At 59.6% G+C, this 13,191-nt stretch carries 9 protein-coding genes; all 9 read left to right on the top strand.

The genetic code is table 11. The annotated features are described in order from the left end of the window. The first annotated feature begins 77 nt into the window (after positions 1–77). The 9 genes from yaaA to AC1RL4_RS23025 all read left to right on the top strand — a co-directional run bounded on the left by yaaA (position 78) and on the right by AC1RL4_RS23025 (position 13,039). On the top strand, positions 78–857 hold the full coding sequence (gene yaaA / locus AC1RL4_RS23065; RefSeq protein WP_019581104.1) for a peroxide stress protein YaaA: 780 nt from the start codon (positions 78–80) through the stop codon (positions 855–857). An 835-nt stretch (positions 858–1,692) separates the two neighbouring features. After that, a complete protein-coding gene (locus AC1RL4_RS23060) occupies positions 1,693–3,009 on the top strand; it encodes a nucleotide sugar dehydrogenase (RefSeq protein ID WP_018927123.1) in 1,317 nt (438 codons plus the stop codon). A 199-nt stretch (positions 3,010–3,208) separates the two neighbouring features. Further along, entirely contained in the window at positions 3,209–4,690 is a 1,482-nt protein-coding gene (gene alg8 / locus AC1RL4_RS23055; protein ID WP_429571097.1) for a mannuronan synthase, read from the top strand. Positions 4,691–4,725: 35 nt separating this feature from the next. After that, positions 4,726–5,895, top strand: coding sequence for an alginate biosynthesis protein Alg44 (locus AC1RL4_RS23050; protein WP_230174278.1), 1,170 nt, complete (start codon positions 4,726–4,728; stop codon positions 5,893–5,895). 9 nt (positions 5,896–5,904) lie between these two features. Next, positions 5,905–7,329 carry an alginate biosynthesis TPR repeat lipoprotein AlgK gene (algK, locus tag AC1RL4_RS23045; protein ID WP_230174276.1) on the top strand — a complete coding sequence of 475 codons (1,425 nt, stop codon included), beginning with the start codon at positions 5,905–5,907 and terminating at the stop codon, positions 7,327–7,329. Continuing rightward, positions 7,326–8,813, top strand: a complete 1,488-nt coding sequence (locus AC1RL4_RS23040) for an alginate export family protein (protein ID WP_096479574.1) — start codon at positions 7,326–7,328, stop codon at positions 8,811–8,813. Before algK ends, AC1RL4_RS23040 begins: the two co-directional genes overlap by 4 nt. A gap of 26 nt (positions 8,814–8,839) precedes the next feature. Further along, a complete protein-coding gene (algG, locus tag AC1RL4_RS23035) occupies positions 8,840–10,429 on the top strand; it encodes a mannuronan 5-epimerase AlgG (RefSeq protein WP_230174269.1) in 1,590 nt (529 codons plus the stop codon). Positions 10,430–10,439: 10 nt separating this feature from the next. Continuing rightward, positions 10,440–11,894 (top strand): alginate O-acetyltransferase, encoded by a 1,455-nt coding sequence (locus AC1RL4_RS23030; protein ID WP_019581111.1) that lies wholly within the window; start codon positions 10,440–10,442, stop codon positions 11,892–11,894. Positions 11,895–11,905: 11 nt separating this feature from the next. Continuing rightward, on the top strand, positions 11,906–13,039 hold the full coding sequence (locus AC1RL4_RS23025; protein ID WP_429571098.1) for a mannuronate-specific alginate lyase: 1,134 nt from the start codon (positions 11,906–11,908) through the stop codon (positions 13,037–13,039). Positions 13,040–13,191 lie beyond the last annotated feature (152 nt).

Here is a 13,191-nt window from a genome sequence, read left to right as displayed (position 1 = left end):
TCACCTATGACACCCATAGCTGGAGTCAACACAGACAACCCCCTAGAATCGCCCCCACGATTAAAGGAGCCGACTTCATGCTGATGGTGATTTCCCCCGCCAAGACCCTCGATTACGAAACACCCCCGGCGACCCAGCGCTTCACTCAGCCGCAATACCTCGACCACTCCCAGGAACTGATCCTGCAACTGCGCGACCTCACGCCGGCGCAGATCAGCGAGCTGATGCACGTCTCCGACAAGATTGGCGGCCTCAATGCCGCACGTTTCGGCAGCTGGACCCCGGCCTTCACCCCTGCCAACGCCAAGCAGGCCTTGCTGGCATTCAAGGGCGACGTGTACACCGGCCTGAATGCACAAACCTTCAGCGAAGCCGACTTCGATTACGCCCAGCAGCACTTGCGCATGCTCTCCGGCCTGTACGGCTTGCTGCGCCCTCTGGACCTGATGCAACCCTATCGGCTGGAGATGGGCACCAAGCTGGCCAATGCCCGTGGCAAGGATCTGTATGCCTTCTGGGGCACGCGGATCAGCGAATGGCTGAACGAAGCGCTGGCCGATCAAGGCGACGATGTGCTGCTGAACCTGGCCTCCAACGAATACTTCTCGGCGGTCAAACGCAGCGCCTTGAACGCGCGCATCATCAATACCGAGTTCAAGGACTTGAAGAACGGCCAGTACAAAATCATCAGCTTCTACGCGAAAAAGGCCCGCGGGATGATGAGCCGCTTCGTCATTGAAGAACGCATCAATGACCCGATCGCCCTCAAGCAGTTCGATGTTCAGGGTTATCGCTACAGCAGCGAACAGTCTAAACCGGACAATCTGGTGTTCTTGCGCGATCACGCACCGGAGTAACCAGACCCGCACTCAATTCGCGCACGACATCAACAACTTCGTCGTGCGCTACCCCTTCGATCCTCGAACAATCCCCGCCCTTTTCGCCGACTTATTGGCGCCAAAAAACAAGCACTCTATTTTCTAACTTTTGTTTCACTCGACTTTGCTGATTTTTTTCAGTAGTGGCACTGAAAATTTTTGTTGGTAGTGGCAAAAAAGTATCCAAGGCAATAATCACCCTATATATAAAGGGCGAAACGGCAAGTGCTATCAATATGAGAGCAGTGCCATCTTTTTCAATATTTCAAGAAATTTCAGAAATCGCGATGGGCGGACTGGAACTATGTCCAAATGCGCCGTTCATACCACCCGTAACGATTCTCTCGGCGAACGTACGAGATAACTTACACAGAGAAGCGGTCCCGATAGCGAAGTTGTCACATTAACTTGAACTTATGGATCACTTGTTTGGGCAACACATGAAGGACAGGAGATAACGCACCATTAATATCCCCTACAAGGCCACGGCTGCGCCCCTATAAACGTGCTCACCCGAGCACCCAACCGCTTGATTTACGGGCTTCTGGCCTGGCATTGAGCGCGCAAGACCTTTGCACGAACGTCCTCTGATTAGAGGGTCGGCTGCATAACAGGGCACGTCATAACAATAAGGCCTGGTTGCGCACATCTTGAGTGCACTTATTTAGACACTCGGAACTTAGTATGCCTGCACCCGGCATTGTGACGCCTTTAAGGCCGCACTTGCGAGTGCACTATGACCGCTGAACACCATTAACTCCGGCCATGTAATGGCTTGTTGAACACAGTCTTGATTAACTGAGAGGTAAATGCGATGCGCATCAGCATATTTGGTTTGGGTTACGTCGGTGCAGTCTGTGCCGGTTGCCTGTCTGCACGGGGCCATGACGTCGTTGGCGTCGATGTTGCCAAAGACAAGATCGATATGATCAACGCCGGTCGTTCGCCGATCGTTGAACCCGGTCTGGGCGAACTTCTGAAACAGGGCATCGAGACTGGCCGTCTGCGCGGCACGACCAACTTCGCCGAGGCGATTCGCGACACCGACCTGTCGATGATCTGCGTCGGCACGCCGAGCAAAAAGAACGGCGACCTGGAACTGAACTACATCGAGGCCGTGTGCCGCGAAATCGGTTTTGTTCTGCGTGACAAAACCACCCGCCACACCATCGTCGTGCGCAGCACCGTGTTGCCGGGCACCGTGGCAAACGTGGTCATCCCGATTCTCGAAGATTGCTCCGGCAAGAAAGCCGGTGTCGACTTCGGTGTTGCCGTGAACCCTGAGTTCCTGCGTGAAAGCACCGCGATCGCCGACTACGACCAGCCGCCAATGACCGTCATCGGTGAGTTCGACAAGGCTTCGGGCGACGTTCTGCAATCGCTGTACGAAGAACTCGACGCGCCGATCATCCGCAAGGACATCGCCGTTGCCGAGATGATCAAGTACACCTGCAACGTGTGGCACGCCACCAAGGTGACCTTCGCCAACGAGATCGGCAACATCGCCAAGGCTGTCGGCGTCGATGGTCGCGAAGTGATGGAAGTGGTCTGCCAGGACAAGACACTGAACCTGTCCCAGTACTACATGCGTCCTGGCTTCGCGTTCGGCGGCTCCTGCCTGCCGAAAGATGTGCGCGCCCTGACCTACCGCGCCGGTTCCCTGGACGTCGAAGCACCGCTGCTCAACTCGCTGATGCGCAGTAACGAGTCCCAGGTGCAGAACGCGTTCGACATCGTCTCCAGCCACGACAAACGCAAAGTCGCCCTGCTGGGCCTGAGCTTCAAGGCCGGCACCGACGACCTGCGCGAAAGCCCGCTGGTCGATCTGGCGGAAATGCTGATCGGCAAGGGCTACGACCTGAGCATCTACGACAGCAACGTCGAGTACGCCCGTGTCCACGGCGCGAACAAGGATTACATCGAGTCGAAGATCCCTCACGTCTCGTCCTTGCTCAACTCGAACTTCGAGGACGTGATCAACAACTCCGACGTGATCATCCTCGGTAACCGTGACGAGAAATTCCGCGCCCTGGCGCAGGAAGCACCGCACGGCAAGCAAGTGGTCGACCTGGTCGGCTTCATGTCTCAAGCCACCAGCGTCAGCAAGCGCACCGAAGGTATCTGCTGGTAACACGCCTGTAGGAGCTGTCGAGTGAAACGAGGCTGCGATCTTTCCCAGCTCACTTGAATCCCAAGCGAAAGATCAAAAGATCGCAGGCTTCGCCAGCTCCTACAGGGATTCTGGCGTTATCCAAACCGGGTGGCGCCAGTTTTCACAAGCCTGCCTTAACCCAATCGGGCTCCGCCCGAGATCGAGACGGATGCAGATTATGCACAGGCTAAAGCACGGCCTACTTCAGGCCGCCGGTTGGCTGTTTTACCTAAGTTTATTGATGGGCATCGCCATTGCGTTGCCTGTGTCCACGTTCGACTCCGAGTCGAAGGACTTCATTTTCCTGGTCGGTATCGTCGGTATCTGGCGCTACTCGATGGGTGCCACGCACTTTCTGCGCGGCATGCTGTTTCTGTACGTGGTCTACCCGCACCTGCGGCGCAAAGTGCGCAAGCTGGGTAAAGCGGCAGACCCCTCCCATGTGTTCCTGATGGTCACCAGCTTCCGTATCGACGCGCTGACCACCGCGCAGGTCTACAGCTCGGTCATCCGCGAGGCCATCGACTGCGGCCTGCCGACCACCGTGGTGTGCTCCATCGTCGAAATGTCCGATGAGCTGCTGGTCAAGAGCCTCTGGAAACGCATGAACCCACCGGCGAGCGTCAAGCTCGACTTCGTGCGCATTCCCGGCACCGGCAAGCGCGATGGCCTGGCCTACGGTTTCCGCGCCATCTCCCGCCACCTGCCGGACGACCGCGCCGTGGTTGCCGTGATCGATGGCGACACCGTGCTGGCCGAAGGCGTCGTGCTCAAGACCGTGCCGTGGTTCCAGCTGTTCGGCAATGTCGGCGGCCTGACCACCAACGAGTTCTGCGAAGTGCGCGGCGGCTACATCATGAGCGAATGGCACAAACTGCGATTCGCCCAGCGCCACATCAACATGTGCTCCATGGCCCTGTCCAAGCGTGTATTGACCATGACCGGTCGGATGTCGGTGTTCCGCGCCACCGTGGTCACCAACCCGGACTTCATCGCCGACGTGGAAAGCGACTCGCTGCAACACTGGCGTCTGGGCCGCTTCAAGTTCCTGACCGGTGACGACAAGTCGAGCTGGTTCAGCCTGATGCGCCTGGGTTACGACACGTTCTACGTGCCCGACGCCGCGATCCATACCGTGGAACACCCGCCGGAAAAGAGCTTCATCAAGGCCAGTCGCAAACTGATGTTCCGTTGGTACGGCAACAACCTGCGGCAGAACTCCCGCGCCCTGGGCCTGGGGATGAAACGCCTCGGTCTGTTCACGTCAGTGGTGCTGTTCGATCAGCGCGTGTCGATGTGGACGTCCCTGCTGGGCCTGACCGTGGCGCTCATCGCCACCTTCAAGTACGGCACCGCGTTCATCCTGGTTTACCTGCTGTGGATCGGCATCACCCGCCTGATCCTGACCCTGTTGCTGTCCTGTTCCGGTCACCGGATCGGCCCGGCGTACCCGGCCATTCTCTATTACAACCAGATCGTCGGCGCGCTGGTGAAGATCTACGTGTTCTTCCGCCTCGATCAACAATCCTGGACTCGCCAGCCCACTTCTCTGACCCGTGATCTCGCCAGCTTTCAACGTTGGTTCAACACCTGGTCGTCTCGGACCATGACCTTCTCCGCCGGCAGCATCTTTGTCGCCGTGCTGCTGATGATGGTCTGACCGAACTCGCCTGAATTAACTAGGAAATCGCCCATATGAATACCGCCGTCAACAGCAACGTAGTGCACGAATCCGAAGCCCAGCGCCAACACGCCCGTGTGAAAATTCCGGCCAAGCTGCGTTTCTTCGGCCCTGACCGGACCCCGGTCGAAGCCCGGGTCATCGACCTTTCCGCAGGCGGCCTGGCGTTCAACGCCGGTCAGCTGCCGCTGAAGGTTGGCGATGTGCACAAGGCCCGCCTGCAATTCGTCATCGATAACCTTGGCCTGGCCATGGACGTGGAATTGCAGATCCGCTCCGTCGACCGCCAGACCGGTCGCACCGGTTGCCAGTTCCAGAACCTGGAACCGCGGGACATTTCCACCCTGCGCCACCTGATCACCTCGCACCTGGCCGGCGACATCGTCAGCATCGGTGAAGTGCTGGCGACCCTGCAGCGCGACAACTTCACCAAGGCGCGCAAGGTCAAGGACGGCGGCCACGGCATGACCGCGCTCGGCCGTCTGAAAGCGGTGACCTTCAGCGCCGGCATCTTCGTGGTCGGCCTGGTAGCGTTCGGTTTCATTTTCAAATCGGTGTACGGCATGTACTTCGTCAGCCACGCCCAGGCCGGTCTGGTCAGCGTGCAAGGCATGAACATCACCATGCCGCGCGACGGCACCGTGCAGAGCCTGATCAAGGCTGACGGCGTTGCTGCCAAAGGCGCACCGCTGGCGACCTTCAGCACCAGCATGCTCGACGTGCTCAAGGGCCATCTGGACGAAAACCAACTGCAACCGTCCAAGGTTGAAGAGCTCTTCGGCAAGCAAATGACCGGCACCCTGACCTCCCCGTGCGATTGCACCGTGGCGCAGCAACTGGTGGCTAACGGTCAATACGCCAACAAAGGTGACGTGATCTTCCAACTGGTACCACGCAATACCGAAGCCAACGTTGAAGCACGCTTCTCCTATCGCCAGTTCGGCGACGTGCGCCCAGGCACCACGGTCAGCTTCCAGATCGCCGGCGAAGACCAGACCCGTACCGGCAAGATCGTCAGCAGCACCAGCCTGAAAAGCGAAGACCTGTCATCCGATATCCGCGTGCAGATCAAACCTGACGAGCCGCTGGACAGCGCATTCGCCGGTCGCCCGGCGGAAGTGAACAGCACCCGTGGCCCGAACCTGAACTGGCTGATCAACAAAGCCATGGCCGCCGGTCTTTAAAAAGAGGACATGCCCGTGACGACTCCACAAATCCTCAGAACACCGCGCACCCACATAGGATCACTGTGTGCAGTTGCACTGGCCGTAAGCCTGGCCGGTTGCGCCGGCCTGCCCGACCAGCGCCTGGCCAATGAAGCCCTCAAGCGCGGTGATACCACGCTGGCGGCGCAGAACTATCAGCAACTGGCCGACCTGGGCTACAGCGAAGCCCAGGTTGGGCTGGCCGACATTCAGGTCGACAGCCGCGACCCGGCGCAGATCAAAAAGGCCGAGGCGACTTACCGCGCCGCAGCCAGCGTCTCGCCGCGGGCTCAGGCTCGCCTGGGTCGCCTGCTGGTGGCCAAACCTGGCGCCACCGAAGCCGAACACCACGAAGCCGAAACACTGTTGAAGAAAGCCGCGACCAATGGCGAAGGCAACACCCTGATCCCGTTGGCGATGCTGTATCTGCAATTCCCGCACAACTTCCCCAACGTCAACGCACAACAGCAGATCAGCCAATGGCGCGCCGAAGGCAAACCGGAAGCAGGTCTGGCCCAGGTGCTGCTCTATCGCACCCAAGGCACTTACGACCAACACCTGAATGACGTGGAAAAGATCTGCAAAGCGGCGTTGAATACCACCGACATCTGCTACGTCGAACTGGCCACGGTCTATCAGAAACGTGGCCAGCCCGAACAACAGGCCGAGTTGATCAAGCAGATGCAGGCTGCTCACAGCCGTGGCACCGTCTCCGCGCAACGGGTCGACAGCGTGGCCCGCGTGCTGGGCGATGCGAGCCTGGGCAAGACCGACGAAAAAACCGCTCAGTCGCTGCTCGAAGGCATCGCCCCGGGCTACCCGGCGTCGTGGGTCAGCCTGGCGCAATTGCTCTACGACTTCCCTGAACTGGGCGACGTCGACACGATGATGAAGTACCTGGACAACGGCCGCGCCGCCGACCAGCCGCGCGCCGAACTGTTGCTGGGCAAGCTCTACTACGAAGGCAAGATGGTGCCGGCCGACGCCAAGGTCGCCGAAGAGCACTTCAAGAAAGCCGTCGGCCGGGAAGTCGCCGCCGATTACTACCTCGGCCAGATTTACCGTCGCGGTTACCTGGGCAAGGTCTATCCGCAGAAAGCCCTGGATCACCTGCTGACCGCTGCGCGCAACGGCCAGAACAGCGCCGATTTCGCCATCGCCCAACTGTTCTCCCAAGGCAAGGGCACCCGGCCCGACCCGGTCAACGCTTACGTCTTCAGCCAATTGGCCAAGGCTCAAGACACCCCGCAAGCCACTGAGCTTGCGCAAACACTCGAAGCGCAACTGCCGCCTGATCGGCTGGCCGAGGCCCAACGCCTGCTCAAACAAGAACAGGCCATTCGTAGCACCGTGAGTCCGGACACGCTGGAACTGCACGCTTTGCAAGAAGAAGACGGCGAGGAATCCCTATGAAACTCAATCCATTCGTGCAGGCCGGTATTGGCCTGACATTCGCCCTGCTGTGGTCGTGCCCGACCCTGGCGGCCCTGACCGAAGACAAGAACTTCGGTCTCGAAGTCAAAGTTACCGGCCAGTCCGAGAACGACAGTGACCTTGGCACCGCCGGTGGCGGCGACGTTAACGGCGTCGGCCTCGACCTGCGCCCATGGGTCTATGGCGAAAGCGGCGCGTGGAGCGCCTACGCGATGGGTCAGGCCGTGACGTCCACCGACATCATCGAAACCGACACCCTGCAGCAGTCCGACAACAGCGGCACCCAGACCACCGACAGCGGTGATCGCAAGACCAAGAAAAACTACCTGGCGATGCGCGAGTTCTGGGTCGGTTACCAGGGCCTCACGCCTTACCCTGGCGAGATCCTCAAGTTCGGTCGCCAACGCCTGCGCAACGACGACGGCCAATGGCGCGACACCAACATCGAAGCCCTGAACTGGACCTTCGACACCACCCTGTTGCGCGCCAACGTCGGTATCGCCGAACGCTTCAGCGAATACCGTACCGACCTGAAAGAACTGGCGCCCAAAGACAAGGATCGCCTGCACGCCTACGCCGATGCGGCGTATCAGTGGACGCCGGGTAACTGGGTCGGCATTCGCGGTCATCACACCCACGATAACGGCAAGCTCGACTATCCGGAGCCAGGTGTGGCCGGCGATACCCTGGACAAGAAACAGAACGGCGACATCAGCTGGCTCGGCCTCACCGCCGACAGTGATGCCTATAACTGGCGCAACACCAACTCCGTCAATTACTGGGGCAGCATCACCGGCATGAGCGGCGACCGTGACACGGTCAACCCGCTGAATGCCGACGGCACTCGCCCGGCAGAAGCCAAGCGTGGTGAAGACCTGAACGGCTGGGCTACCGACGTGGGTGTTCGTCTGCGCCTCGATCCACAGTGGCAAGTCGGTGCAGCCTATGCCCGCGCCAGCGCCGAGTACCAACAGAACGGCCTGGAAAGCAACCGCTCGAACTACACCGGTACGCGCTCGCGGGTTCACCGTTTCGGCGAAGCCTTCCGTGGCGAAATGAACAACATGCAGACCGCTACGCTGTTCGGCTCCTGGATGCTCAACGACGAATACGACGCCAGCCTGATCTACCACAAGTTCTGGCGTGTGGACGGCAACAAGCCGGTGGGCAGCAACGGCATCAACGCTGTTGAAAATAACACCGACGACGCGACCGGCGCGATCCTCTCCAGCACCTCCTTGCCGCTGGAAGATGGCAACAAGGACCTCGGTCAGGAAATGGACCTGGTGGTCACCAAGTACTTCAAGCAAGGCCTGTTGCCGGCAGCGTTGAGCCAGTCGATCGATGAGCCTTCGGCCCTGGTGCGGTTCCGTGGCGGTGTGTTCAAGCCCGGCGATGCCTATGGCAAAGAAGTCGACTCGTACATGCACCGTGCGTTTATCGACGTGATCTGGCGCTTCTGATGCAAACCGCGAAGGGAGTGCCCGACATGAACAGCGCCAAGAAAGGCTCGATCAGCCTGCTGGCCGGCGCGCTGCTGCTGGCCAGCGCAGCCGCCTTCGCCACCGTCGAACCGGCCAAGTCTGTGCAACAGGGCAAATCGACGACCATAGCCAAGGGGCTGCAACAGGCCAAGACCTACACCGTCAGCAGCGCGCCAACCGCGCCCCTGGACTTGGCCAAGCCGAAACTGCCGGACACTTCAGGCTACACCGCCGAAGCCATCGCCGCGAAAATCGTGCGCACCAAGCCCGGTAAGATCAGCGTGCGCCGGATGATGCAGGAAGACGCCTTGAAGGACTTCATCGGCGGCGACAACAAGATGGCCGAGTGGGTGGTGCGTCAGCACGGCATCCCGCAGGCGATCTTCGTCGACGACGGCTACATGAACCTCAAGGATCTGACCAAGCAGCTGCCCAAGCAGTACCTCAGCGAAACGTCGCCAGGTGTGTTCCTGGCGAAGTTGCCGATCGTGGTGGGCAGACACGGCATTCTGGAAATCGACAAACAGACCCAGGAATTGCGCCTGTCCCAGGAGGCCGGCTCGTTCCTGGTCAACGACGGTCAGCTGTTTGTGCGTGATACCAAGATCACCGGCTGGAGCGAGAAGGCCAACGGCCCGGCGGCCTTCTCGTCGCCCAAGGAATTCCGTCCGTTCCTGCTGTCCTGGGGCGGCACCGAGACCTACATCGCCAACAGCAAGATTGCCAGCTTCGGTTACGCCAACAGTAAGTCCTACGGCGTGAGTATTTCCCAATACACGCCGAACATGGCCAAGGTGCTCAAGCGCCCTGAACCGACCGGCTGGATCGTCGGCTCCGAGTTCTCGGACATGTGGTACGGCTTCTACTGCTACGAAACCCGCGACTTCGTGGTCAAGGGCAATACCTACAAAGACAACATCGTCTACGGCATCGACCCCCATGACCGTTCCCACGGTCTGATCATCGCCGACAACACGGTGTACGGTACGAAGAAGAAGCACGGGATCATTATTTCCCGTGAGGTCAACGACAGCTTCATCTTCAACAACCGCAGCTACGACAACCACCTCTCGGGCCTGGTGATCGACCGTAACAGTGTGAACAACCTGATCGCCTACAACGAGATCTACAAGAACCACACCGACGGCATCACCCTCTACGAGAGTGCCGACAACCTGCTGTGGGGCAACCAGGTGATCAGCAACCGGCGTCACGGCATCCGTATTCGTAACAGCGTGAACATTCGCCTCTACGAAAACGTCTCGATGGCCAACGGCCTGACCGGCGTCTACGGGCACATCAAAGACCTGACCAACACCGACCGGGACATCAAGCTCGACCCGTTCGATGCCGAAGTGTCGCTGATCGTGGTTGGTGGTGAACTGGCCGCCAACGGCAGCGGACCGCTGTCGATCGACTCGCCGCTGAGCGTGGAGTTGTATCGCGTGTCGATGCTCGCGCCGACCAAAACCAGCGGTATCAGCTTCTCGGGGATTTTGGGCGAGCGTCAGGATGAAATTCTCGACCTGCTGGTGCGCCAGCAGAAAGCCGTGCTGATCGACCCTGTCGAACGCCAGACCGAAATGCGGGACTGAGGATAATTTTATGCACCCACACTTGATCAAATTACTCAGCCTGTCGGCCCTGACTGCGGGCATTCTTGCGGCCAGCACTGGCGTGCGTGCCGAAGACGCCAAGGCAGCGCCGAGTTTCAGCGCCGAGCCGTGCTGCAGCCTGTGCCCGGCAGCCCACGACCCGAAGAACTACACCACCCGCTATCAGCAGAACTTCACCACGCTGGTGCAGGCCCAAGGCGACTGGCTGTTCCGTACCCAAGAAGACCTGCGCACCGAATTCGATACCACGCCCGCCGGCTACAAACGCATGAAGCAGCTGCACGATGCATTCAAGAGCAAAGGCGTGGAACTGGTCATCGTTTACCAGCCGACCCGTGGCCTGGTGAACCGCAACAAGCTGAACCCGGAAGAAAAAGCCAAATACGATTTCGACAAGGCACTGACCAACTACAAAACCATGCTCGGGCGTTTCGCGCAGATGGGCTACGTCGTCCCTGACCTGTCGCCGCTGACCAACGAATCGCTGCCCGACACCCTGCCCGCCCACGATTTCTACTTCCGCGGTGACCAGCACTGGACCCCGTATGGCGCCCAGCGCACCGCGAAGATCGTCGCCGAGAAGGTCAAGCAAATGCCGGCCTTCGCCGACATTCCCAAACGTGAATTCGAGACCCATAAGTCGGGTCGCATGGGCAAGACCGGAACGTTGCACAACATGGCGGGTCAACTCTGTGGCACCAGCTACGCGATCCAGTACATGGATCAGTTCACCACCGAGCCCAAGGGCGAAGCGGCGGATGGCGATCTGTTCGGTGAATCCGGCAACCCGCAAATCACCCTGGTCGGCACCAGCCACAGCGGCAAGAACTACAACTTCGCCGGTTTCCTCGAAGAGGCCATCGGCGCCGACATCCTCAACGTGGCATTCCCCGGCGGTGGCCTGGAAGGTTCGATGCTGCAGTACCTGGGCAGCGAAGAGTTCCAGACCAAGCCACCGAAGATTCTCATCTGGGAGTTCTCGCCGCTTTATCGCCTCGACCAGGAAACCATCTACCGCCAGATGATGGCGCTGCTGGATAACGGTTGCGAAGGCAAGGATGCACAGATGAGCGGCAGCGCCGCACTGAAGCCGGGCAAAAACGAACTGATGGTCAACAGCAAAAACCTGGACCTGCGCAACAGTGACCACCAGGTCGATATCCGCTTCGCCGATACGTCGGTGAAAACCCTGCATGCCACCCTCTGGTACATGAATGGGCGTCATGAGGACATCAAGATCGAGAAGCCGGAAACCTCCGAAACCGACGGGCGTTTCGCTTTCGAGTTGCGCACGGACGAAGACTGGGCCTCGCAGAATCTGCTGGCCGTTGAAGTCCAAGGGCCTGAAACACCAGGCGCCGCGCCGCAGAAAGTCGAAGCGAAAATCTGCAAACGCAACGTGTTCTCCGGCACCGGGCAGCGTACTGCTCAAGCCGGGCAATGAGGCTACCTCTTATGAACTGCATGCAAACCCGAACTTTGAAACAGTTACTCGCGCCTTCCCTGCTGGCTCTGGCGATGTTCGCTGGCGCCACCCAGGCCGCCGCGCCACTGCACCCGCCCCAGGGTTACTTCGCGCCTGTGGATAAATTCAAGACCGGCGACAAGAGCGAAGGCTGCGATGCAATGCCGACGCCCTACACCGGCGCCCTGCAGTTTCGCAGCAAATACGAAGGCTCCGACAAGTCCCGTTCGACCCTGAACGAGGCATCGGAAAAAGCCTTCCGCGACACCACCGCCGACATCACCAAGATCGAGCGTGGCACCAGCAAGCGAGTGATGCAGTTCATGCGTGACGGTCGCCCGGAACAACTGGAATGCACCCTCGACTGGTTGACCGCCTGGGCCAAGGCCGACGCGTTGATGTCCAGGGACTTCAACCACACTGGCAAGTCCATGCGCAAATGGGCGCTGGGCAGCATGGCGTCGTCCTATATCCGCCTGAAATTCTCTGACTCGCACCCACTGGCCACCCACCAGGAAGAGGCGCAGGTGATTGAAGCCTGGTTCAGCAAAATGGCCGACCAGGTGGTCAGCGATTGGGACAACCTGCCGCTCGAACAGACCAACAACCACTCGTATTGGGCCGCCTGGTCGGTGATGGCCACGTCGGTCGCCACCAACCGCCGCGACCTGTTCGACTGGGCCGTGAAGGAATTCAAGGTCGGCGCCAATCAAATCGACGCCCAAGGCTTCCTGCCTAACGAACTCAAGCGCCAGCAACGCGCCCTCGCCTACCACAACTACGCCCTGCCGCCGCTGGCGATGATCGCCAGTTTCGCCCAGGCCAACGGTGTGGATTTGCGTCAGGAAAACAACGGCGCCTTGAAACGCCTGGGTGATCGCGTGCTGGCCGGGGTGAAAGACCCGGATCAATTCGAGCAGAGAAACGGCAAGGATCAGGACATGACCGATCTCAAGATCGACTCGAAATTCGCCTGGCTCGAACCGTTCTGCTCGCTCTACACCTGCGCGCCGAATGTGCTGGAACTCAAGCACAAGATGCAGCCGTTCAAGTCTTTCCGCCTCGGCGGGGATTTGACCAAGGTCTATGACCCGGCCAACGAGAAAGGCAACAAGGGCTCTTAAAGCTCAGCGCTATCCATTGTGGCGAGGGGGCTTGCCCCCGTTGGGGTGCGTAGCGCCCCCAAAACCTGACAGCGCGGTGACTCAGGCATAACGCGTTTACCGGTTTTACGACTGCTTCGCAGCCGAACGGGGGCAAGCCCCCTCGCCACAGG

Source organism: Pseudomonas sp. GW822-FHT07A10 (assembly GCF_058798795.1).
The sequence above is the reverse complement of the archived record's forward strand: the minus strand, read 5'-3'. Positions and strand labels throughout refer to the sequence as shown.

Excerpts from the sequence above, each read along its gene's own strand:
- yaaA (WP_019581104.1), top strand. The coding sequence starts at position 78 with ATGCTGATGGTGATTTCCCCCGCCAAGACCCTCGATTACGAAACACCC.
- AC1RL4_RS23060 (WP_018927123.1), top strand. The coding sequence starts at position 1,693 with ATGCGCATCAGCATATTTGGTTTGGGTTACGTCGGTGCAGTCTGTGCC.
- alg8 (WP_429571097.1), top strand. The coding sequence starts at position 3,209 with ATGCACAGGCTAAAGCACGGCCTACTTCAGGCCGCCGGTTGGCTGTTT.
- AC1RL4_RS23050 (WP_230174278.1), top strand. The coding sequence starts at position 4,726 with ATGAATACCGCCGTCAACAGCAACGTAGTGCACGAATCCGAAGCCCAG.
- algK (WP_230174276.1), top strand. The coding sequence starts at position 5,905 with ATGCCCGTGACGACTCCACAAATCCTCAGAACACCGCGCACCCACATA.
- AC1RL4_RS23040 (WP_096479574.1), top strand. The coding sequence starts at position 7,326 with ATGAAACTCAATCCATTCGTGCAGGCCGGTATTGGCCTGACATTCGCC.
- algG (WP_230174269.1), top strand. The coding sequence starts at position 8,840 with ATGAACAGCGCCAAGAAAGGCTCGATCAGCCTGCTGGCCGGCGCGCTG.
- AC1RL4_RS23030 (WP_019581111.1), top strand. The coding sequence starts at position 10,440 with ATGCACCCACACTTGATCAAATTACTCAGCCTGTCGGCCCTGACTGCG.
- AC1RL4_RS23025 (WP_429571098.1), top strand. The coding sequence starts at position 11,906 with ATGAACTGCATGCAAACCCGAACTTTGAAACAGTTACTCGCGCCTTCC.